The 22,421-nt window shown below is 67.1% G+C and carries 16 protein-coding genes; 6 read left to right on the top strand and 10 right to left on the bottom strand.

Going from position 1 to position 22,421, the window contains the following annotated elements; all coding sequences use genetic code 11:
- Positions 1–8: 8 nt before the first annotated feature.
- The 5 genes from J2T21_RS04240 to J2T21_RS04220 all read right to left on the bottom strand — a co-directional run bounded on the left by J2T21_RS04240 (position 9) and on the right by J2T21_RS04220 (position 6,441).
- Entirely contained in the window at positions 9–680 is a 672-nt protein-coding gene (locus J2T21_RS04240) for a CoA-transferase (RefSeq protein WP_307578826.1), read from the bottom strand.
- The gene (locus tag J2T21_RS04235) at positions 680–1,351 is read right to left on the bottom strand and encodes a 3-oxoacid CoA-transferase subunit A (protein WP_307578824.1); all 672 of its coding nucleotides are present in this window, start codon (positions 1,349–1,351) and stop codon (positions 680–682) included. Before J2T21_RS04235 ends, J2T21_RS04240 begins: the two co-directional genes overlap by 1 nt.
- A 61-nt stretch (positions 1,352–1,412) precedes the next feature.
- Complete coding sequence (locus tag J2T21_RS04230; protein ID WP_307578822.1) at positions 1,413–2,621, bottom strand: thiolase family protein; 1,209 nt, start codon at positions 2,619–2,621, stop codon at positions 1,413–1,415.
- Between the two features lie 541 nt (positions 2,622–3,162).
- Positions 3,163–5,046, bottom strand: coding sequence for a BCCT family transporter (locus J2T21_RS04225; RefSeq protein WP_307578820.1), 1,884 nt, complete (start codon positions 5,044–5,046; stop codon positions 3,163–3,165).
- Positions 5,047–5,508: 462 nt separating this feature from the next.
- A complete protein-coding gene (locus tag J2T21_RS04220) occupies positions 5,509–6,441 on the bottom strand; it encodes a LysR family transcriptional regulator (protein WP_307578818.1) in 933 nt (310 codons plus the stop codon).
- Positions 6,442–6,601: 160 nt separating this feature from the next.
- Here J2T21_RS04220 and J2T21_RS04215 point away from each other — a divergent pair, with 160 nt between their 5' ends.
- From J2T21_RS04215 to J2T21_RS04200, 4 genes are all read left to right on the top strand, one after another.
- The gene (locus J2T21_RS04215; protein WP_307578815.1) at positions 6,602–7,906 is read left to right on the top strand and encodes an aromatic ring-hydroxylating oxygenase subunit alpha; all 1,305 of its coding nucleotides are present in this window, start codon (positions 6,602–6,604) and stop codon (positions 7,904–7,906) included.
- Positions 7,903–9,408 carry a ferredoxin reductase gene (locus J2T21_RS04210; protein ID WP_373457888.1) on the top strand — a complete coding sequence of 502 codons (1,506 nt, stop codon included), beginning with the start codon at positions 7,903–7,905 and terminating at the stop codon, positions 9,406–9,408. Before J2T21_RS04215 ends, J2T21_RS04210 begins: the two co-directional genes overlap by 4 nt.
- A 148-nt stretch (positions 9,409–9,556) precedes the next feature.
- Positions 9,557–10,777, top strand: a complete 1,221-nt coding sequence (fdhA, locus tag J2T21_RS04205; RefSeq protein ID WP_307578813.1) for a formaldehyde dehydrogenase, glutathione-independent — start codon at positions 9,557–9,559, stop codon at positions 10,775–10,777.
- Between the two features lie 254 nt (positions 10,778–11,031).
- Entirely contained in the window at positions 11,032–11,679 is a 648-nt protein-coding gene (locus tag J2T21_RS04200) for a GntR family transcriptional regulator (protein ID WP_307578812.1), read from the top strand.
- Positions 11,680–11,743: 64 nt separating this feature from the next.
- Here the strand turns inward: J2T21_RS04200 and J2T21_RS04195 are convergent, their stop codons facing one another.
- The 5 genes from J2T21_RS04195 to betT form a co-directional block, all read right to left on the bottom strand.
- Positions 11,744–14,248 carry a GcvT family protein gene (locus J2T21_RS04195; protein WP_307579543.1) on the bottom strand — a complete coding sequence of 835 codons (2,505 nt, stop codon included), beginning with the start codon at positions 14,246–14,248 and terminating at the stop codon, positions 11,744–11,746.
- 82 nt (positions 14,249–14,330) lie between these two features.
- Complete coding sequence (purU, locus tag J2T21_RS04190) at positions 14,331–15,251, bottom strand: formyltetrahydrofolate deformylase (RefSeq protein ID WP_307578810.1); 921 nt, start codon at positions 15,249–15,251, stop codon at positions 14,331–14,333.
- Positions 15,252–15,276: 25 nt separating this feature from the next.
- Positions 15,277–16,182, bottom strand: coding sequence for a bifunctional 5,10-methylenetetrahydrofolate dehydrogenase/5,10-methenyltetrahydrofolate cyclohydrolase (locus J2T21_RS04185; protein WP_307578808.1), 906 nt, complete (start codon positions 16,180–16,182; stop codon positions 15,277–15,279).
- On the bottom strand, positions 16,179–16,808 hold the full coding sequence (locus J2T21_RS04180; RefSeq protein WP_307578805.1) for a cyclodeaminase/cyclohydrolase family protein: 630 nt from the start codon (positions 16,806–16,808) through the stop codon (positions 16,179–16,181). The genes J2T21_RS04185 and J2T21_RS04180 overlap by 4 nt, the downstream gene beginning before the upstream one ends.
- 336 nt (positions 16,809–17,144) lie before the next feature.
- Positions 17,145–19,403 (bottom strand): choline BCCT transporter BetT, encoded by a 2,259-nt coding sequence (betT, locus tag J2T21_RS04175; RefSeq protein ID WP_307578803.1) that lies wholly within the window; start codon positions 19,401–19,403, stop codon positions 17,145–17,147.
- Between the two features lie 302 nt (positions 19,404–19,705).
- Between betT and J2T21_RS04170 the strand changes: the two genes are divergently transcribed.
- Entirely contained in the window at positions 19,706–20,455 is a 750-nt protein-coding gene (locus J2T21_RS04170; RefSeq protein ID WP_307578801.1) for an IclR family transcriptional regulator, read from the top strand.
- Between the two features lie 435 nt (positions 20,456–20,890).
- Positions 20,891–22,345, top strand: a complete 1,455-nt coding sequence (locus J2T21_RS04165; RefSeq protein WP_307578798.1) for an MFS transporter — start codon at positions 20,891–20,893, stop codon at positions 22,343–22,345.
- Positions 22,346–22,421 lie beyond the last annotated feature (76 nt).

The following is a 22,421-nucleotide window of genomic DNA, read 5'->3' as shown; positions in this document are numbered from 1 at the left end:
TGTACTGCCTAGGCGGCCTTCACCAATTCCACCGGCAGGCGCCCGGCGAGCTCCTCGAAGCTGATGCCGTGTGTGGAGCGCACGGTGACGGTGCCACCGGCCAGCTCGAAGATGGCCGACTCGGTGTAGATGCGCGAAACGCAGCCCAGCCCGGTGACCGGGTAGGAAAGCGCCTGAACCAGCTTGGATTCGCCGGTCTTGGTGAACAGGCCCATCATGACCCAGGTCGCCTTGGCGCCGATGGCCAGGTCCATGGCCCCGCCCACGGCCGGGATCGCACCCGGCGCCCCGGTGTGCCAGTTGGCCAGGTCGCCGGAGCCGGAGACCTGGAAGGCCCCGAGCACGCAGACGTCCAGGTGGCCGCCGCGCATCATCGCGAACGAGTCCGCGTGGTGGAAGTAGCTGGCGCCGGGCAGCTCGGTCACCGGGATCTTGCCGGCGTTGATCAGGTCCTCGTCGATGTCCTCGCCGGTGGCGACCGGGCCCATGCCCAACATGCCGTTCTCGGTGTGCAGGGTGACGCCCTGCTCCGTGGTGAGGAAGTTCGACACGTTGGTCGGCTGGCCGATGCCCAGGTTCACGAAGGCGCCGGCCGGGATGTCGGCGGCGACCAAGCGGGCCATTTCGTCGCGGGTCAACGCGGCGTCGGTGGTGGTGAAGGTGGTGGTTTCGGTGCTCATTAGTTGTTGCCTCCGATGGTGACCAGGGTATCGACGAAGATACCGGGGGTGATGACGTTTTCCGGGTCCAGCGAGCCGGTGGACACGATCTCGGAAACCTGCACGATGGACTGCTTGGCTGCGGTGGCCATGATCGGGCCGAAGTTCCGGGCGGTCTTGCGGTAGACGAGGTTGCCAAGTTCATCGGCGCGCAGCGCCTTGATCAGTGCAAAGTCGGCGTTGATCGGGGTCTCGAGCACGTAGCCCTTACCGTCGATCACGCGGGTTTCCTTGCCCTCGGCCAGCATGGTGCCGTAGCCGGTGGGGGTGAAGAACCCGCCGATGCCGGCACCTGCCGCACGGATGCGTTCGGCCAGGTTGCCCTGCGGGACCAGCTCGAGTTCCAGCTCCCCGGCGCGGTAGGCCGTATCGAAGTGCCAGGAGTCGGACTGGCGCGGGAAGGAGCAAATGACCTTCTTCACGCGGCGTTCCTTGATCAACAGCGCCAGGCCGGCATCCGCCTGGCCGGCGTTGTTGTTCACGACCGTGAGGTTGGTGGCGCCGCAGTCCATGAGCGCGTCGATGAGTTCCATGGGCTGGCCGGCGTTGCCGAAGCCGCCGATCATGACGGTTGCCCCGTCGTGGATGTTTGCCACTGCCTCTGCGGCGGTGGCGGCGATGCGTGGTGCCATCGTGGGTTTCTCCTTAAAACTTTTTGGGTCTGGGGGTGGGGGTTCGAATCCCCGGGATGTCTTAGGCTGCGTTCGGGTTTTCCAGCACGACGGCCAGGCCCTGGCCGACGCCGATGCAGATCGCCGCGACGCCCCAGCGCTGGTTGTTCTCCTGCAGGCGGCGGGCCAGGGTACCCAGGATGCGCAGGCCGGAGGCGCCCAGCGGGTGGCCGATGGACAGTGCGCCGCCCCACGCGTTGACGATTTTCCCGTCGATGTCCCAGGCGCGGACGCAGGCCAGGGACTGGGCGGCGAAGGCCTCGTTGAGCTCGACCGCGGCAACGTCCGACCAGGAGATCCCGGCCTTGGCCAGCGCCTTGTTGGCGGCCTCGACCGGGGCGAAGCCAAAGTACTGCGGGTCAAGGGCTGAGGACGCGCGGCCGGCGATGCGGGCCAGGGGCGACGCTCCCAGCAGCTCGCCGCCGCGCTCGGAGCCGATGAAGGCGGCGGAGGCGCCGTCGGACATCGGCGAGGCGTTGCCGGCGGTGACGGTTCCGGTGGCGGCATCGCGGAAGACCGGGCGCAGCCCGGCGAGGGTCTCGGCGGTGGAGCCGGGGCGGATGGTTTCATCCATGGTCACCTCGGTGCCGCGCTTGTTGGCCGGGGGAACCGCGACCACGAGGTTGTTGTACTTGCCATCGGCCCAGGCGGCAGCCGCGAGCTTGTGCGACAGTGCGGCGAATTCGTCCTGGTCCTCGCGGGTGACCTCGTACTTTTCGCGCAGCTGCTCGGTGGCCTCGCCCAGGGACACGGTCCATTGGCTGGGCATGGCGGGGTTGACCAGGCGCCAGCCCAGGGTGGTGTTGGCCAGTTCGAGGTTGGACATCGGGAAGGGGCGCTCGGTCTTGGGCAGCACCCAGGGGGCGCGGCTCATGGATTCGACGCCGCCGACCAGGACGAGGTCCGCGTCGTCGGTGTTGACCTGGCGGGAGGCGGCGATGGCCGCATCCAGCGAGGAACCGCAGAGGCGGTTCATGGTGGTGCCGGGCAGCGAGGTGGGCAGGCCCGCCAGCAGGGTTGCCATGCGGGCGACATTGCGGTTTTCCTCGCCGGCGCCGTTGGCGTTGCCGAAGATCGATTCGTCGATGGAGGCCGGGTCCAGCTGCGGTGCGCGGGCGACGAGTTCGCGGACCACGTGCGCGGCCAGGTCGTCGGGGCGGTGGGCGGAAAGGCTTCCGCCGATCTTGCCGAAGGGGGTGCGGATCGCGTCGTAGAGGTACGCCTGCTTCATGGTGTGGGGTCCTGGCTTCCTGATCTGAAATGTTCGCATCACGAACGCTTGTTCACTAAATGAACTTTATCAGTTTGCCGCAGGCCGGACAAGGGGTCTGCCTCGGGGGTGGTGCCCGGCCGGGGAATCGACGTTCCAGCCAACCGGACCTTCGACGTCAGGCCTTGGCACAAGTGGAACGCGGGAAGCGGCGCGCCGGGAAGGAGCCGGTCGCCAAATGAACGACGGTCCGGCGCCGGTGGAATCGGCCAAGCGCCCCGGGCGCGTACCGCTTAAACGGGCCGGCCCCAAGCCATGTTTTGGATGGCTCGGGGCAGCAGAAACGTCCCGGGGCTATGGGCCCGCGGAACGACCCTGGCGCGGCGGTGATCACCCGCTGTGGACCACTCCGATTCACGGCATGGGGAAGCGGCATCGAGTTCACCGGCGCACTGCGGAAAATCCGGATGCGCCTCGAACCGGCCCGCGGACCGAACCGCCGGGTGTCCCTAATCCGCGGCAGTGGTCCGCGTACCTGGGGCACGCGGACCGTTGCGGGTCCTCAGTCGTCGGCGCACTTGGCCGGACAGCGGTCCTCGGATTCACAGGCGTCGGTGCAGTCGTGCTTGGTCACCAGCTCGAAGGGCACCCCGCCGTGTTCGTCCACGGCGGTGCGGATGGCCCTCTCGACCACCGAGTCGGCCAGCTTCTTGCGCAGCGCCAGCGGGTCGCGGCGCAGGTCCTTGACCAGGGCGATGCACAACACGAACATGACGACCGCGAAGGGCAGCGCGGAGACGATGGTGATGTTCTTCAGCCCGTTCAGCGCCTCCCCGGGATTGTTCCCCCCGGCCAGCAACATGGTCGCCGCCACCGCCCCGGTGAGCACCCCCCAGAAGACGACCACGCGCTTGGAGGGGTGCATGTGCCCGTTGGTGCTCAGCGAGCCCATCACGATCGAGGCGGAATCCGCCCCGGTCACGAAGAAGATGCCCACCAGCACCATGGCCAGGATGGCAATGGCCAGGGTGATGCCCGGGGAGGTGCCCAGGTGCTGGATCAAGTCGAACATCGCGCCCTCGAAGTCGATGGACGGTTCCCCGTTGACCATGTCCACCATCGAATCGGTGGCCCCGTTGGAGGCCTCCGCCTTGAGTTGGACGTTGAAGGCGGCCCCGCCGAAGATCGAGAACCAGATGACGGAGACCAGGGACGGAACCAGCAGCACGCCGGTGACGAATTGGCGGATGGTGCGTCCGCGGCTGATGCGGGCGATGAACATGCCCACGAACGGCGCCCATGACACCCACCATGCCCAGTAGAAGATGGTCCAGCCCGACATCCACTCGCGCACCGCCTCGTCGCCGGCGGCCTCGGTGCGCGAGGCCATCGAGGGCAGGTCGCGGACGAAGTCGCCGATGGCCGAGGGCACCAGGTTCAGGATCAGCAGGGTGGGGCCCAGCACGAAGACGATCACGGCCAGCAGCAGGGCCAGGACCATGTTGATGTTGGAGAGCCACTGGATGCCCCGGGAGATCCCCGAGACCGCAGAAAGCACGAAGCAGATGGTCAGCACCGCGATCACCACGACCAGCACCGGGGAGGCAACATGGCCGACCCAGCCGTTGAATTCGATGCCGCTGGCAATCTGCATGGCCCCGAGCCCCAGGGAGGCGGCGGTGCCGAAGAGCGTGGCGAAGATGGCCAGGATGTTCACGATCTTGCCGACGGGACCGTCGACGCGCGGACCAAACAAGGAGGTGAAGGCCGAGGAGATGAGCTGGCGGCGTCCCAGCCGGAAGGTCGAATATGCCATCGCGATGCCCACCACGGCGAACATGGCCCAGGGGTGGAGGCTCCAGTGGAAGATGGAGGTGGCCATGGCCGTCTGGATGGCCTCGGGTGTGCTCCCGTCAACCGTTCCCGGTGGCGGTGCAACATAGTGGTAGAGCGGTTCGGCCACGCCATAAAAGACCAGGCCGATACCCATTCCGGCGCTGAACATCATCGAGATCCAGGAGACGGTGCGGAATTCGGGCTTTTCCCCGTCGTGTCCGAGCGGGATGTTTCCGAAGCGTCCCAGTGCCAGCCAAAGCACGAAGATCACAAAGAAGGAGGCCAGCGAGACAAAGAACCATCCGGTGTTCTCGGTGACCCAGGACAGTGCCGCGGCGGAGGCGGCCGAGAGCGAGGCGGTGTTGACCAGGCCCCAGACCACGAAGGCCACGGCGAAGGCACCGGCAACGCCGAAGGTCGCCTTGTCCAGCCCCGCGGGAAGGCGGGTAATGCCCCGGGTGGCCGTTCGCTCTGATTCGCTGTCCTTCAGCTCCTGCAGGATCGCGGAATCGTCCGGGGGCCGGGACTCCACCCCCGGGCTCTCGACCGGGCTCTCAAGCGGGCTCCCTTCCGGCTCATCGGAGAGGACTTCTTGGGTATTCAAAGCCATGGAATATTCCTTTGCCTGGGGGATGCTGTGGGCGTCGTTGGACCACGGACGGCGTGCCCGCCGCCCTGCTCGGATATGCCACGGGACCGACACCCAACTGAAGAGGTGGCGGTTGCGTGGGTCCTTTGGACCCGCTGGCGCCACGGATCATGGCGGCGGCCTCGGAGCATGCTGGTGGATCGGCCGTGGACGGGCCAAATCCGAAGGTGCGCAGGGCGGAAGCCGAGATGCGCAGTCGGCATTCGACCCAGCGGTTTGCCGGCAAGACGTATCCGGTCCGGTCCGGGCCGGCCTAGCGCATCGTTGGCCCGGTCCTTTCCATACTGTGGTTCGGTGGGGAACGGGTGGACAGTGGTTCACATGGATCAACAGCAAGCGCCACGAGCAACAATCGTGGCGTACCTCACAAGGGAAAGTCAAGCAATCCAAAAAATCCCGGGCGCGCGCCCACCGGACGCGGCGTTACAGCTCGTCTTCCAGGCGCTCGGTGAGGATTCGCTTCGCCCGTGCCTGCAGGATCGCCAGGGAATCCTTGATCAGCGGTGAGCCGATGCTGCCCTTGCGCACGGCCGCAACGATTCTGCGCGAGGGTTTTCCCCTGCCCGAGATGGGCAGTCGGGTCACGTTCTCCGCGCTTCCCAAGGTAGCCAATCGCGGCAGCAGGCCGACCCCCAACCCGGCGCCGACGAAGGCGATCTGGGTTTCCCACTCGACGGCCTCATGGGCTATTCGCGGAGTCACACCGACAGCGGTGAACGCCGCCGTAAACAGGGCGTGATAGGCAGATCCGGGGGCTTCGGTGATCCACGGATCCGTTGCGAGCTCCTCCAACGTCACCGTTTCCCGCGTGGCCAGCCGATGGTCGGACGGGAGAATCGCGTCGAGGGGATCATTCAGCAGGGTGGTCTGTTCGAAGCGTTGGTCTTCGTCGGCGTGCATATCGGACTGCATGGCCACGATGACCGCCAGGTCTATGCGCTCGGCGACCAGCAGGTCGAAGCAGCGGGCCGGGTTCGCCTCGAGCACCTGGACCTCGACCTCGGGGTGCTCCGTCCGCAGCGTGGCGGCAAGCGGCGCCAGCAACTGGGCGGCTGCACTGGAGAAGCCCCCCAGCCCGAAGTGGGACTGCACCTGCCCTCCGGCCTGCAGCGCCGCGGCGCGCAACTGCTCCCATTCGGCAATCAGCGCGTCCGAGCCCTCAACGAGAAACCGCCCGGTCGCGGTCAACCGCAGGCCCCGTCCATCCTTTGCCAGCAGCTGCAGTCCGAGCGCGCGCTGCAGTTCGCGCAACTGTGCCGAGACCGCCGAGGGCGAGTAGCCGGTGAGCTCCGCGGTGGCTGCGACGGTGCCGCAGCGGGCAAACACCCTGAGCGTGGTGAGTCGTGAATCGATCATGCACCTATCCTGCATCATTCACGGCAATATCTTGCGCTTTTCTTGCAGATGATCGCGCCCTAATGTCGTGACTACAACGCTTTCAACAGCACCGGCGCACCAAAAAGCTCGTAAGGTCCCGCGTATCCCACGCCTACCCCGCTCTTCGAGGAGTAAACAGATGTCTGCTTCAGTGACCGTGCCGATCAATTCACGCGGCAAGCTCGCTTCGCCATTGCCAGCCGAGCAGCTGGCGGAAATCACCGAACTCTTTGACCAGCGGCGGGAAGGCTACTCCCTCGACGCGCCGTTCTACACCGATCCGGCGATTTTCAAGCTCGACATGCAGGCCGTTTTCGGCCAACACTGGATCTTCGCCGCAAGTGTTGCCGAGCTCCCCGAACCGGGGGACTACGTCACCGTCGACTACGGCCCCTACTCCTTGATCGTCCTGCGCAACGACGAGGGCGGCGTGAACGTCATGCACAACGTGTGCCGCCACCGCGGGGCACGGGTCCTGACCGAATCGGCCGGGAGCACCGGCAACATGGTCTGCGGCTACCACTCCTGGACCTACTCCCCCAACGGCGACCTGATCCATGCCTCAGCTCCCGGGGAAACCAAGTTCGACAAGAGCTGCTTTGGCCTCAAACGCGCCCACGGCCGCGAATACGCCGGACTGGTCTTCGTCTGCATGGCGGACGAACCGCCGGCCGATTTCGATGAAACCGCCACGATCTTCGAGCCCTACCTGGCGCCCCACGACCTGGCCAAGACGAGGGTGGCCTACCAGCAGAACATCATCGAGGAGGCCAACTGGAAGCTCGTGATGGAGAACAACCGGGAGTGCTACCACTGCGACGGCCACCCGGAACTGGCCTGCTCCCTCTTCCCCACCTGGGGCCTGACCGAAGGCCTCATCCCACCGCACCTCGAGGAGGTGTGGGACCGCAACACCGAGGCCCAGGCCGCGCTCGAAAAGCGCTGCGAGCGCTACGGCATCCCCTACAAGGTCGTCGAGGAACTCGACACCCGCGTGGCCGGCATCCGCATTTCCCGCGAGTCCCTCGACGGCGACGGCGAATCATTCTCCCCCGACGGGCACCGGCTCTCCAAGAAGCTGCTCGGGGACCTGCGCGACTTCCGCCTCGGCCGCTGCTCGATGCACCTGCAGCCCAACAGCTGGTTCCATTTCCTCGGCGACCACGTCGTCACGTTCGCGGTGTTCCCCATCACCGAGCACCAGACCCTGGTGCGCACCACCTGGCTGGTGGCCGACGACGCCGTCGAAGGCGACGACTACGACCTGGAGAAACTCACCCACACCTGGAAGCAGACCAACCTGCAGGACAAGGCCTTCGTCGAACTCTGCCAGCGCGGCGCCAGCAGCCCGGCCTACGAGCCCGGCCCGTACATGAAGAGCGAATACCAGGTCGAGGCGTTCATCAACTGGTACGTGCAGCGCGTCCAGGAGCACCTGGGATGACCATGACCATGACCGAGCCCACGGCAACCACCGACATCACGACCGAGATCACCACCGAGACCACCACCACGACCATCACCGCGCCCCACCAGGAGCCACAGCGCATCCGCGGCCTGGAAATGCCGTGGAACCGGGTGCTGGGCAGCACCGAGGGTCCGGCCAGTGCCGCGCGCGCCCTGGGCCCCTGGCATCCGCAGGAGTTCCTGGCCGAATGCGTCGAGATCGTCCCGGAGGTCGGCGGAATGCTGACCTTCGTGTTCCGCCGCCTTGACGGCGCGCCCCTGGCGTTCCGTCCGGGGCAATACGTGAACATCGCCTTTCCCGTAAACGGCGAGGGCGGGGACCCGATGGACCGCAGCTACTCCTTGTCCAGTTCGCCCACGAAACCGTGGACCTTCGACATCACGGTGAAGCGTGATCCCAAGGGCCGGGTCTCGCCGTGGGTGCACGAGAACATCGGACCCGGCACGGTGCTCGAAATGCTCGGGCCCGTCGGCGCCTTCCACCTGCCCGACGTCGACCGGCGGGCACGCTACCTCCTGCTGGCCGCCGGAGCCGGCATCACCCCCATCATGTCCATGCTGCGCACCATCCACTCACTGCCCGGACAGGCCGACGTGGTGGTGCTCTACCACGGGGCCGAACCCGGAGGCTTCGCCTTCCACCAGGAACTGGGGTACATCGCCACCGTGGATTCGCGCGTCACCGTCCACTTCTCCCTGGGCGACCGCACCGCACCCGAGGACTGGGAGGGCCTCACCGGACGGCTGTCCACCGCGATGCTCGACGAGGTGGCGCCGGACGCCAACGGGCGGCAGGTCTACGCCTGCGGTCCCGAAGGCTACCTGAACAACGCCTCCGAACTGCTCGCCGCGGTCGGCGTCGACGACACCTCCATCCACATGGAGTTCTTCTCCGGAGACCGCGAAACGACCCTGGAATACCAGGCAGAGGTCGCGCTGGCCGAGGAGATTGCGGAGGAAATCGCCGAGGAAATCGCCGATTCCGCGGAGGTCTACTACGAAAGCCAGCCTTCCGCCCTGGGCATGTACGAACCGGCCTACGACGACGAGGGGCCGCTGGAGGCCACGGGACTGGCGCTCGAGGCGGCCGACCCCGACTTTGCCGAACCAGACCCCGTCGATTCCGAGGTCCCGGCCGCCGAAGCGGAACCCGAAACCGAAGAAACAGCCGAACCCTCCGCCCCCGACGTTTCGGCATTCGACACCGTCGGAACGGGAACCCTCACCCTGTCCTTTGTTCGCACGGGCCTCAATGTCCTGATCAATCCCGAGGAGAAGATCCTTGGCGTGGCCAAGCAGGCGGGCGTCAGGATCGGGGCGAATTGCCAAGAAGGCATGTGTGGTTCGTGCAAGGTCGTGAAGCTTTCCGGGGACATCGAGATGAACCACCAGGGCGGGATCCGGTCACGGGAGATCGAGGCCGGCAAGTTCCTGCCCTGCTGCTCCACGGCGTTGACCGACATGGTCATCGACGCCTAGCCTCCGGCGGCGCCGCGGCGCCTGTTTTCGGGCCGTCCAACAACCCGCGCGGCCCGGAGGGAAACCGGGAACACCCACCTTCAGCGGCGCTCTGGCGCACCCAGGGCCGCCGCAAACGCTTGATCGCCAACACATTAGGAGCCATTCAATGTCAGGTAACAAAGCCGTCGCCTACAAGTCGCCGGGAATCGTTGAGGTCATCGACACCCCCTACCCCACCTTCGAGCTCAGGGACGGACCCGGGGTGAACCCCTCCAACGTCGGGCGCAAGGTCCCCCACGGGGTCATCCTGCGCACCGTGGCCACCAACATCTGCGGCTCCGACCAGCACATGGTCCGCGGCCGCACCACCGCCCCCGCCGGCCTGGTCCTGGGCCACGAAATCACCGGGGAGGTCATCGAGACCGGACCCGACGTCGAATTCCTCAAGGTCGGGGACATCGTCTCGGTCCCCTTCAACATCTCCTGCGGCCGCTGCCGCAACTGCAAGGAAGCCAAGACCGGCATCTGCCTGAACGTGAACCCCGACCGCCCCGGCAGCGCCTACGGCTACGTCGACATGGGCGGCTGGGTCGGCGGCCAGGCCGAATACGTGCTGGTCCCCTACGCCGACTGGAACCTGCTCAAGTTCCCCGACCGCGACCAGGCCCTGGAAAAGATCATGGACCTGGCCATGCTCTCGGACATCCTGCCCACCGGCTTCCACGGCGCGGTGTCCGCCGGGGTCACCGTCGGCTCCACCGTCTACGTCGCCGGCGCCGGGCCCGTCGGGCTCGCCGCCGCCGCGTCCGCCCAGCTGCTGGGCGCCGCGGTGGTCATCGTCGGGGACCTGAACGAGGACCGCCTCGCCCAGGCCCGCTCCTTCGGCTGTGAGGCGATCAACGTCGGCGCCGGGGACCCGGCCGACCAGATCGAGCAGCTCCTCGGCGTGCGCGAGGTCGACTGCGGCATCGACGCCGTCGGCTTCGAGGCCCGCGGCCACGGGCACGGCACGCACGCGGCCGAGGCCCCGGCCACCGTGCTGAACTCCCTCATGGACCTCACCCGGGCCGGCGGCTCCCTGGGCATCCCCGGCCTCTACGTCACCGGGGACCCCGGCGCCGCGGACGAGGCCGCGCGGAAGGGCAGCCTGTCCCTGTCCCTGGGCACCGGCTGGGCCAAGTCCCTGTCCTTCGCCACCGGCCAGTGCCCGGTGATGAAGTACAACCGGGCGCTGATGATGGCGATCCTGCACGATCGGATCCACATCGCCAAGGCCGTCAACGCCCGGGCGATCTCGCTGTCCGACGCCCCGCGCGGCTACGCCGAGTTCGACGCCGGCGCGGCCACCAAGTACGTCCTGGACCCCAACGGCTACCTGTCCAACTAAGCCGGAACATCGGACCGGGATGCCGCAGTTCCACCTGCAGGCAGGCAACACGGTCGTTGCAGCACCCAGATCGCCGGGGAGCCGCAACGACCGTGTTGCCTTTTAATGAAGCGGCTGCCACCCGGCGGAACCGCCCCGGGCACCGGACCCCGCTTCCGCCAGGTCCGGGCCCGGCGCCCGCGTGCCGTACTCTCTGATATACCTAGGAACGGATGACCATCCGGATCGCACCATCAAGGAAGGGGCCAGGCACCGTGGCAAACACCGTCCCGGCGGGTAGGACGCAGGCGGAACACGCCTACCTGGAATTGCGCGAGCGCATCATCGACATGCGGCTGCCGCCCGGAAGCGCCCTCGACGAGGATGCGCTGATGCGCGACCTGTCCGTCGGCCGGACCCCGATGCGCGAAGCGGTCAAGCGCCTGGAAACGGACCGGATGCTCAAGGTCTTCCCCCGCCGCGGGACCATCATCGCCGACGTCAACATCCGCGACCTCAAGGACATCTCCGACGCACGCCGGGTCCTGGAGGCATTCGCCGCCCGGCGGGCGGCCGAGCAGGCCACGGAAGAGGACCGCGAGATGCTGCGGGCCTGCCTGGAGGACATCGAGGCCCGAACCTTCGCCTCGAACCGCGCCTCGGTGGACCTGGACGCGCACATCCACCGTGCCGTGTACGCGGTGATGCGCAACAGCTACGTGGAAACCACGCTCATCCAGTACTTCCACCTCTCCCAGCGCATGTGGAACTTCGTGCTCTCCGGGCTCGAGCCCATCCAAGGCCACGTCAACGAGCACACCGCGCTGCTGCGCGCCATCATCGACGGGGAGGCGGAACTGGCCGCCCGCCTGGCCGAGGAGCACATCACCCACTTCGAGAACCGCGTGCGCGAGGCCCTGTAGGCGGGCACAAGAGAAGGCCGCCGGGGACCCACCCGGCGGCCTTCTTGGTACACGGCCCGCGGAATCAGGCGCGGATCGCCACCATTCCCGGGTCGACCAGCGGCTCGGCAACGATGCTTGCGGAGATCATTTTCCCGAAGTAGCTGATTTCCACCTGCTCACCCTCCTCCATCCCGGCCGGAAGCCAGGCGTAGGCCACCGGCTTGTGGACCGTGTGCCCGAAGGCGGCGCTGGTGACGTAGCCGACGTTGTGCCCGTCCACGAAGACCGGTTCCTTGCCCAGCACCATCGAGGTGCCGTCATCGACGGTCAGGCAGCGCAAGCGCTTGGCGGCGGGCTCGTTGCGGCGCTTCTCCGCCGCTTCCTTCCCGATGTACCCCTCCTTGGCGGCGCGCACGGCGAAGCCCAGCCCGGCGGAGAACGGATCGTGTTCGGTGTCCATGTCCCCGCCCCAGGAGCGGTAGCCCTTCTCCAGCCGCAGGCTGTTGAAGGCGCCGCGTCCGGCCGCGATGACGCCGAGGTCCCGGCCCGCTTCCCAGAGGGTGTCCCACAGCCGCAGGCCGAGGTCGGCCGTCGTGTAGATTTCCCAGCCGAGCTCCCCGACGTAGGACAGGCGCATCAGGCGCACCGGGATCCCGGCGATGGAAGTGCTGGCCGCGCGGAAGTACTTCAGCCCGTCGTTGGTCAGGTCCTGATTGGTCAGCTGCGCCACCAGGTCCCGGGCCCGCGGTCCCCAGACCCCGATGCAGCAGGTCTCCGAAGTGGTGTCGCGCACCTGGGCCCACAGCGCGGGGTCTGCCGCGCTCTGGTCCGCGGCGTGCTTGACGAGGTAGTCCAGGTCCAGCCCGCCGTTGGCGCCGATCTGGAACAGCTCTTCCTCGATGCGCGCCACGGTCAAGTCGCTCTTCACCCCGCCGGCCTCGTCGAGCATCAGCGTGTAGGTCACCGAGCCGATGGACTTGTCCAGCCCGCTGGTGGTCAGCCTCTGCAGCAGCGGCAGGGCCCCGGGGCCCGAGACCTCGAGCCGCTTGAGCGCCGTCATGTCGTACATCGCCACGTTGGTGCGGGTGGCGTGGGCCTCGGCCGCGGAGATCGGGGATTCGAACTTCGCGCTCCAGGCGTCGCGCTGTGGAGGCTGCCAGGCCTCGGGCAGCGCGGCGACGAGGTCGGCGTTGGCCTCGTACCAGTGCGGGCGCTCCCAGCCGGCGGTTTCCAGGAAGAAGGCGCCGAGCTCGACCTGGCGCCGGTGGAAGGGCGAGACGCGCAGGTTCCGCGGGGAGGTGCGCGGCTCGAGCGGGTGGCGGATGTCGTAGATCTCGTCGAAGTTGTGCTGCGAGGTCTCCAGCACGTACTCGGGCTGCAGCTGGACCTCCTCGAAGCGGGCGACGTCCAGTTCCCGCAGGTCGGTTTCCGAGCGCCCGTTGACCAGCAGTTCGGCCACGGCCTTGGCCACGCCCGCGGAGTGCGTCACCCAGACGGCCTCGGCGATGAAGAAGCCGCGCAGGTCGCGGGACTCGCCGACCAGCGATCCGCCGTCGGGGGTGAAGGAGAAGATCCCGTTGAAGGCGTCCTCGAAGGTGGCTCCCTGCAGGGCCGGGAGCAGCAACTGGCAGTTCTTCCACGGGACCTCGAAGTCCTCGGAGGTGAACGGCATGCGCGAGGGCATGTTGTGCTCGGTGATTTCCCCGGTGTTCGGCATTTCGTCGTAGCCCACGGGAATCGCGCGGTGGGCGTAGGAACCGATGCCCAGGCGGTCGCCGTGCTCCCTGAAGTACAAATCCTCGTCCTGGTGGCGCAGGATCGGCAGGTCGGCGCTGTTCCCGGTGCCGCGCACGGTGCGGCCCGCGGCCGCCGATCCGCGCAGCGGAGCCAGCGGCGAGGTGGTGATGTACTGGTGGGCCAGCGGCACCAGCGGCACCTTCATCCCGATCAGGTCCCCCACGGCCGGGCCCCAGAACCCCGCGGCGGAGACCACGATGTCGGCGGGGAACACGGTCTCTCCGCTGCGCACACCGGTGACGCGTCCGGCACGGCGTTCGACGCCGGTGACCGGGGCCGAGCCGATGAACACCGCACCGCGGGACTCGGCGCGCTCGCGCAGCAGCTGAACGGCGAGCACCGAGGAGGCCAGCCCGTCGCCGGGGATGTGCAGGGCGCCGAGCACCTGGTTTTCGTCGATGAGCGGGTGCAGCGCCTTGGCCTCAGCGGAGTCCACCATCCGGGCCTCCAGGCCCCACGAGGTGGCCCAGCCCTGGCGGCGCTTGAGCTCCTCCATGCGGGCCGCGGTGGTGGCCACCTCCAGCCCGCCGACCTTGTTGAATGCGCTTTCGCCCCCGCGCACCAGCGAGGCGAGCTTCGCCCCGGTGTAGGCGGCGAATTCGGTCATGGTCTTGGACGCGTTGGTCTGGAAGACCAGCCCGGGGGCGTGCGAGGTGGAGCCGCCCGTGAGCGGGATGGGGCCCTTGTCCAGGACGGTGATATCGGTCCAGCCGCGCTGGGTGAGTTCGTCGGCCAGGTTGGCCCCGACGATTCCGGCTCCGATGATGACGACGCGTGGTGGCTTCATGATGACTCTCCTTGGGGTGTGGGTGCTGGTGCCTTGCAGGCGGACCGCAGGTATTTGGGGGGTGGTGCCCGGATCGGGCGCCGGGCTAGGTGAAGGTGATGGTGCGCAGCCCGTCGACCATGACCCGGTTTTCAACGTGCAGCCGCACGGCCTTGGACAGCGCCAGGGCCTCGTTGTCCCGGCCCACCGTCGCCAGCTCCTGCGGGCTGAGCCGGTGGTCGACCCGGATGACCTCCTGCTCGATGATCGGCCCCTCGTCCAGGTCGTCGGTGACGTAGTGCGCGGTGGCGCCGATCTGCTTGACCCCGCGCTTGTGGGCCTGGTGGTAGGGACGGGCGCCCTTGAAACCCGGCAGGAACGAGTGGTGGATGTTGATGGCCTTCCCGGCGAGCCGCGTGCTGAGTTCCGGGGAGAGGACCTGCATGTACCTGGCCAGGACCACCAGGTCCGCGTCGAACCCGGTGACGGCCTCGAGCAGCCGGGCCTCGGCCTCCGGCTTGGTGTCGGCGGTCACCGGAATGTGGATGAACGGAAGCCCGGCGGCCTCGGCCATGGGGCGCAGCGTCTCGTGGTTGGACACCACCGCGACCAGGTCGGCGGCCAGGGTTCCGGTCGTCCAGCGGAAGATCAGGTCGTTGAGGCAGTGGCCCATCTTCGAGACCATGACCAGCACCCTGGGCTTGGTCCCGTCGTGGAAGTTGAAGTCCATGGAGAACTCGTTGGCCACCTGGGCGAAGTCGCTGGCGAGCTCGCCGGCGCTGACCGCCTTCTCGCGCTGGACGAAGGCGGTGCGCAGGTAGAGGCGCTGCGCGGCCGGGTCGTCGAATTGCTGGTGCTCGACGATGTCGAAGCCCCGCTCGAAGAGGAACTTGGACACCGAGTGGACGATGCCGCTGCGTTGCGGGCAGGAGAGCGTGAGGACCGCGTGGTCGGTGGCGGGCGTTTCCTCGCGGGGCGTGAGCAGGCTCGTGGTTCCCGAAGCGATGGTGGAAGGCAAATAGGTCATGGCTGATGCTCCTTGGCTTATCGAATCAGTGGGGAACCGGCACCGGGGCCGGTTCGGTGGTGGTTTGGGCGGCCGGTTCGGTGGGCCGGCGGGCGGCGAGCCCGGTGATGGTGTTGCGGAACAGCAATGCGGTGGTGATCGCCCCGACGCCACCGGGGACCGGGCTGAGCGCAGCCGCCCGGGGCGCGACGGACCCCGCGTCGACATCCCCGGACAGGCGGCCGAACGCGTCGTAGTTGGTGCCGACATCGACCACCACGGCGCCGTCGCCCACGTGCTCGCCGGTGACCAGGCCGGGGCTGCCCGCCGCGGCGACGAGGATCGAGGCCCCGCGGGTCGCCGCGGCCAGGTTCTTCGTCTTGGAGTGTGCCACCGTGACGGTGGCATCGCGGTTCAGGAACAGGTGCAGCAGGGGCTTGCCCACCACCGGGGACCTGCCCACCACCGTCACGCGGGCACCTGCCAGTTCGACGCCGTGGTGGTCGAGCAATTCGATGACCGCCGCGGCCGTCGCCGGGGCGAAACCGGCGCCGCCCGACATCCAGGTGCCCAGTGACAGCGGGTTGGCCCCGTCAACGTCCTTGTCCACGGCGATGGCCGTGGCGACCTGCTGCAGGGACACCCCGGCGGGCAGCGGCGTCTGCAGCATGACGCCGTGGACCGACGGATCCGCACTTGCGCTTGCCAGCGCGCGGCGGATGGTTTCGGCCGGGGCGCCTTCGTCCAGCCGCTCCACGGTGACCCGGACGCCGATGCGGGTGCCGTACCGCGTGAGGGCCCGGACATAGGATTCGCTGGAGGGATCCGTTGTTGCGGTGACGATGTGCAGGCGACGCTGCCCACCGGTCCGGGCCAGCTCGCCCACGCGCTCGATGGAGCGTTCGGTGATGCCCGCCGCCACGGCCCGGCCGTCGAGGATCCCGGCGCTCATGCCGCCACCGGGTTCCGGACCGACTCGACCAGGGCATCGGCACGGTTGTGCACCCGGGACACGTTGTGGAGGATCCGCTCGAAGTTGCGCAGTCTGGCGGGGTCCTGGACCGAGGGCAGGTTTGCCTCCAGGTTCACGACCGACGTGGAGACCGCGGCCCGGATGGACGCGGCGGCGGCGGCTACGTCCGCGATGACGCTGCCGTTGCCGATCGGGGCCAGTTCCTCGGCGAGGGCCACCAGCTCCCCGCAGATGACGATGAGTTTGGCCGGTGCGTCCGCGGCGGCGTCCAGGGCCCGGCCGATGGCTTCCCGGCGTTCCGCGGGGTCCAGGCCCGCCCCGGGCTTGGCCGCGTAGGCCCGTCCGACGGCGTCGAATGCGCGGGCGTCCTCGTTGGCGGCGTCCAGCGAGCGGGCCTCCAGGTCCTCAAGTTCGGCCAGGATGGCGGCCACCTCGGTCGAGACGTGCTCGAACTTCGGGCCCTGCGAATAGTTCGCCACCATGCGCAGCAGGCTGGCGCCGAGCGCCGCCTGCAGCCCCGCCACTGTCCCTCCGCCGGGCGAAGGAATCCGCTTCCCGATGTCCCGGATCAATCCATCCACCGACTCGCCACGTATATCAATCAACAGAACCCCTTTTTGCCGGTGTCGCCTTGGCCTCGCCCATTCAGGCATACAACTGATATATAACAGACCCTAGGTGAGTTGGACCACATGTGTCAATGGTTTGGGGGAAACGTGAATTTACGCGTGGACAGGAAGGCCGGGAACCGGGCCCCTTGCACCCCGGGGATCGGGCCTCGCCGGAAGGAGCAACGCCCGGATCCCCGGCTTGGGCCGGCTCCAACCACGGCAAAGAAGACGGTGGGCCAAGACCCCGCGCGCCCCTGCGCGGAGGCCTTGCCCACCGTCCTGATCCTGCCCCGGGGACCGTGTTTCCACGGGTACCGGCTGGTGCTTCCGTTATTCCCGGCCCTTGCCCTCGTCCTCGTCCGGTTCCGGCAGATCCACCTGCGGGACCATGCCGGTGGCCGGGCGCGGAGGTGTGAGCAGGGAGGCGTAGTCGTGCTCGGAGGAGTACTGCAGGAAGGCCAGGTGCGCCTCATAGCGGTCCAGCACGTCGTTGATGACCTGCGACTTGTCCAGGCCCATCAGGTCGTAGCCCTCGGTGCCGGTCTGCGTGAAGACCTCCAGCCGGTAGTACACATCGACCTCGCGGGAGACGGTGCGGGCACCAAACGCCGGGACCGGGGCCTCCACCGCCGCCACCTGGTAGTGGAAGTTGCGGTGGTCGTGCATGTGCACCAGCAGCGTGTGCTCGGCGATCCCCGTCGTTTCGTTCGCCGCCGTGGCCAGCTCGGCCTCGTAGCCCAGCTCGTTGAACTCTCCGGCCACTTCCTCCAGCGCCGGATGGATGGTTCGCTCCACGTACTGGGCCACGGCCTTGTTGGACGGGTAGGCGCGCAGCTGCGCCATCCGCTGGCGCCAGGTCTTTTCCGGTGCGTTGCCGCCGTGCGCGGCCACCGAGCGGCGGCGCATGACGGTGCCTTCGCGTTCGGCCCGCTCCATCCGCAGGACCTTGGAGAAGGAGGCCATGACCAGGTAGGCGATGATTGTCACCGGCAGTGCGAAGATCAGCGTCGCGTGCTCCATGGTCGTCACCCCGCCGGCCACCAGCATCGCCACGGTGAGCACCGCGGTGAGCAGCGCCCAGAAGATGCGCAGCCACTTGGCGCCGTCCTGCGAGGGATCCGGGATGGAGGAGGAGAAGTTGGACATGACCATGGCGCCGGAGTTGGCGCTGGTCAGATAGAAGAGCAGTCCCGAGAGCGTGGCCAGGCCGATGAGGAACGGGGCTCCGGGGAACATCTCCAGCAACGCGTACCAGCCGTGCTCGGGGCTTCTGATGGCGAGCTCGGCAAATTCGGTGTTCCCGCCCAGCACCTCGCTCATGGCGCTGTTGCCGAAGATCGAGACGATGAAGAAGTCGCAGAGCACCGGGGCGGTGATCGCGGCAATGACGAACTCGCGCAGCGTCCGCCCGCGCGAGATGCGCGCCAGGAACATCCCGACGAACGGGCCCCAGGCCAGCCAGAAGGCCCAGAAGAACAGGGTCCAGCCGGCCATCCAGGCCGAACCGTCTTCCTCGTATGCAAAGGTCTGTAGCGTGCGCTCGGGCAGCGTGAAAATGAAGCGCCCGATGTTTTCCACCAGTGCGGTGAGCAGGAAGGAGGTCTTGCCGGTGATCAGGATGTAGAGCATCATGGCCGCGGCCGACCAGAGGTTCAGCTCGGAGACCAGCCGGATGCCCTTGTCCACACCGGAGGTGCAGGCGGCGATGGTCATGATGACCGCCACCAGCACCAGGGCGATCTGCAGGGCCAGCCCCTCGGGGATGCCGAAGAGCCAGGAGATCCCGACGTTCAGCAGCACCACGCCGATGCCCATCGAGGTGGCCACGCCGAACACCGTGCCGACCAGGGCGAAGATGTCGATGACGTCGCCCGTGGCCCCGCGCACCCGCTTGCCCAGCAGCGGATAGAGCGCCGCGCGGATCGACAGTGGCATGCCCCAGCGGTAGGCGAAGTAGCCCATGGCCATGCCCAGCAGCGCATACATGGACCATCCGGCGATGCCGTAGTGGAACATTGTCCACACCACCGCGTCCTGCACGGCCGCCGCGGACTGTGGGTCGACCGAGGGCGGGGTGATGTATTGGGTGATGGGTCCGGTCACCGAGTAGAAGAGCATGTCGATGCCGACCCCGGCGGCGAAGAGCATCGCGACCCAGGTGAAGAGGTTGTATTGCGGGCGCGAATGGTCCGGGCCCAGGCGCACGCTGCCCTCCTTGGAGAAGGCGACCCAGAGGACGAAGAGCACCACCAGGGTCACCGTCACGACGTAGAACCAGCCGAGGTTGGTCGAGATCCAGGCGACGGCCGCGGCCATGGCGGTCGCGGCGTTGTCCGGGACGATGATGGCCCAGAGGGAGAAGGCGAGGATGATGACGGCCGAGATGATGAAGACGCGCCAGTTGACCTTGGGTCCGGCATATTCGATGAGTTCGGACGGGCCCTTGCTCAGCTCGGTGCTGGTGATCGGGGCACGGTTTTCCTCGGACGCCGGGTCCTTGTGCCGTTCGCTGACGCCGAAGCGGCTGCGCTCCACCATGGGCTGGGGGCGCTCCGGCCCGGTGCCCTGCATGTCCTCTGGCCCGGCCATCTGGTTCTCCTTGTCATCATGGACCAGGGATGCCGGAGGGCCGTCCGTGAAGCCAAGAACCGCTTGCCAAACCCCTAAGGGCTGGTCGGATGGACCGGTGCACCTGGTTGCCTTTGCTTCCTCATGTTAGGCCCACTTGACGGAGTTCAAGGGAATTTGTCGGAGCTACTTTTATCTCCGGACGTGCTTGGCCCGTACGTGGCACACGAGGCAGGTTGGCCTGCACGGCCGCGCCGCTTCCACCCGGAGCACCCTCGATTCCCGGGAACAGGGGGAACGGCCACCTGATCTAAGGTGGTGTCATGGCCAATTCACCGAGCGGGGACTCGATGTTGGACCGCCTGGTGCGGATCCTTGATGCCTTTGACGCGCAAAACCCCACACTCACGGTCAATGCCCTTTCGCGGCGCGCAGACGTTCCCCGGGCAACCACCTACCGTTTGCTGGAGAATCTGGTTTCACACGGACTGCTGGCGCGCGACAACGACGGCCAGGTGCGCTTGGGCCTGCGATTGTGGGAACTGGCCAACCGCAGCGCCTCGACCCTGGGCCTGCGCCAGGCGGCGCTTCCCTTCATGGAGGACATCAACCAGCTGGTCGGGCAGAACACCCAGTTGGCGGTGCTGCACGAGGACGACGTGCTGGTCATCGAGCGGCTCTCCCGCCCGGGATCCGTCGTCAACCAGGCCAATGTGGCCGGCCGCATGCCGGTCCACCTCACATCCATGGGCATGGCGCTGCTGGCCTACTCCCCCGCCAGCGTGCTGCAGGGCTACCTTGAGCGGCACGGGGACGCCATGCTGGCCAGGCACCCGAAGCTGCGCCACGAGCTGGCCGAAATCCGGCGGATTGGCTACGCCACCTTCGATGGGTTCATCGACCCGGAGTCCACCGGGGCCGCCGCACCGATCCTTGATGCCCGCGGCCATGCCCTGGCCGTCCTCGCGGTGGTCGTCCCGCGGGGCTCGGACCTGCTGCCGGCCGCGGTAATGGCGCTGCAGACCGCGGTGCGCGGCATCGCCCGGGCGCTGGGTCCTGTTAACGGGAGCTGACCGACACCGGACACCCTCCGCGCCGTGCGGCTCCCGCCGTGCCCGGCACCGGCGGATCAGCACGCACCGCGAGCGGCCCCGCGCGCAGTGAATCCCCGCCCCCTTCAACCCGGCGACAAACGGAATCAGGCTTCGAGGCAGTTCCGCACCCGTTCCCCACTGTGCAATCGACGGACGTCCGCTGGCTTCGTTTCGGCATTATGACGGGCGCGCCGCCCCGTCGGATTCCCTGCCGCATATCATTGGTGCAGCCAAGCAAGGGTCCCAGTCGCAGGGCCGAACGGCCAGAAAACCCCGTCGAAAGCCCGTCCATGTCGAGAACGGGTCTGAATCTGAAAATCAGATGCTTCTCCCAGAAAAAAACTATTCGACATATGTGACTGGTCTCACGAGACTCTTAAGCACGCTCATATCTTCCTACTCCCAGGAGTCACCGTGAATTCCACCTCGCTTTCACCAGTTCCGCAGAAAAGCCTGCGAAAGTCGGTCGCCGCCGGCTCTATCGGCGTGCTAGTCCACTGGTTTGACTGGGCCGTCTATGCATATATGGCATCGATCATTGCCGGCGTGTTCTTCCCCGCACAAGATCGAACGGCAGGACTCCTTGCGGTTTTCGCGGTCTTTGCCATCTCCTTCGGAGTACGGCCGCTGGGAGCGATCCTTTTCGGCTACCTGGGCGACCGTTTTGGGCGTAAGCGGACGCTTTCGATGGTCATCATTTCCATGTCCGTTGCCACGCTGAGCATCGGGTTGCTACCCGGTTATGACTCCATTGGGCTTTGGGCGCCGGCGCTGCTTCTCACGGCGCGCATGGTGCAGGGCCTGGCCGCCGGCGGCGAGTTCGGCAGCGCGGCGGCGTTCCTCGCCGAGGCTTCCCCCGCCAAGCACCGCGGGTTTGGCGTGAGTTGGCTCGAAGTCGGGAGCCTGCTCGGCTTCCTTGCCGCATCGCTGACCGTTCTGGTCCTCAACAGCACCCTCGGCCCGGATGCCGTCGCCGAATGGGGCTGGCGAATCCCCTTCATTCTCACCGGCCCACTGGGCCTGATCGGCTTCTACATCCGCAACAAGGTCGAGGACACCCCTGAATTCAAGGCCTTGAAAGAGCTCGAACACGTTGCCCAGAGCCCGCTGAAGGAAGTGTTCAGCAACAACTGGAGGCAGCTCCTGCAGACCAGCGGCATCGAGATCATGATGAACGTAACCTTCTACATCATCCTTGTGTACTTGCTGACCTACCAGGAAGAGTTCATCGGCATGAGCGTGGAGACGGCGGCCCTGCTCTCCACCGTTGCGTCAATCACCGCGTTGATCCTGGTGCCCCTGTTTGGCGCCCTTTCCGACCGCATTGGCCGCAAACCCCTCATGCTTGCTTCCGGGGCATTGATGGTTATCTGCTCTTACCCGTTGTTCAAGCTGATGCAGGTGGACGAGCCCTGGGCCGGCATGGCCAGCACCATCGGCCTCGGCATCATTCTGGCGATTGTGCTGGGCGTGCACGCCGTTACCGTGGCCGAACTCTTCCCCACGCGTACCAGGCAAACCGGCCTCTCGATTGCCTACAGCGTCACCGCAGCCATTTTCGTGGGCACGGTACCCCTCGTACTTACCTGGGTCATCAGCGCAACGGGCAATATCATGGCACCGGCCTTCTACATGATCCTGGTCGGCCTGCTCGGACTGGTCACGCTGCTGACGATGAAGGAAACCAAGGGCATCGATCTTCTGGAGCAGGACCGCGCGGATGCCCTGGAACGGGGATTCATGAAACTTGGCACTTCGGATGCGGCACCCGAGGAAACTTCTGTCACCCCCACGTCGCTGGATCCCGGCATGAACGATGCCATGGAGAACGACAGCTCACGACGCTCCGCACGGCAACCCCAAGTGTGAGCCGCCCGCCGGCCGGCGGATTCGGGCCTTTGGTCCGCACCCTGCCGCTGGCAAGCCTCACCAGCCATGGCGGGAT

The sequence above is a fragment of the Paeniglutamicibacter psychrophenolicus genome (assembly GCF_030812255.1).
Taxonomy (GTDB): domain Bacteria; phylum Actinomycetota; class Actinomycetes; order Actinomycetales; family Micrococcaceae; genus Paeniglutamicibacter; species Paeniglutamicibacter psychrophenolicus_A.
This window is presented reverse-complemented; position numbering and strand designations above follow the sequence as displayed.

Coding starts and splice junctions, on each gene's coding strand:
- J2T21_RS04240 (WP_307578826.1), bottom strand. CDS start 680: ATGAGCACCGAAACCACCACCTTCACCACCACCGACGCCGCGTTGACC.
- J2T21_RS04235 (WP_307578824.1), bottom strand. CDS start 1,351: ATGGCACCACGCATCGCCGCCACCGCCGCAGAGGCAGTGGCAAACATC.
- J2T21_RS04230 (WP_307578822.1), bottom strand. CDS start 2,621: ATGAAGCAGGCGTACCTCTACGACGCGATCCGCACCCCCTTCGGCAAG.
- J2T21_RS04225 (WP_307578820.1), bottom strand. CDS start 5,046: ATGGCTTTGAATACCCAAGAAGTCCTCTCCGATGAGCCGGAAGGGAGC.
- J2T21_RS04220 (WP_307578818.1), bottom strand. CDS start 6,441: ATGATCGATTCACGACTCACCACGCTCAGGGTGTTTGCCCGCTGCGGC.
- J2T21_RS04215 (WP_307578815.1), top strand. CDS start 6,602: ATGTCTGCTTCAGTGACCGTGCCGATCAATTCACGCGGCAAGCTCGCT.
- J2T21_RS04210 (WP_373457888.1), top strand. CDS start 7,903: ATGACCATGACCATGACCGAGCCCACGGCAACCACCGACATCACGACC.
- fdhA (WP_307578813.1), top strand. CDS start 9,557: ATGTCAGGTAACAAAGCCGTCGCCTACAAGTCGCCGGGAATCGTTGAG.
- purU (WP_307578810.1), bottom strand. CDS start 15,251: ATGACCTATTTGCCTTCCACCATCGCTTCGGGAACCACGAGCCTGCTC.
- J2T21_RS04185 (WP_307578808.1), bottom strand. CDS start 16,182: ATGAGCGCCGGGATCCTCGACGGCCGGGCCGTGGCGGCGGGCATCACC.
- betT (WP_307578803.1), bottom strand. CDS start 19,403: ATGGCCGGGCCAGAGGACATGCAGGGCACCGGGCCGGAGCGCCCCCAG.
- J2T21_RS04170 (WP_307578801.1), top strand. CDS start 19,706: ATGGCCAATTCACCGAGCGGGGACTCGATGTTGGACCGCCTGGTGCGG.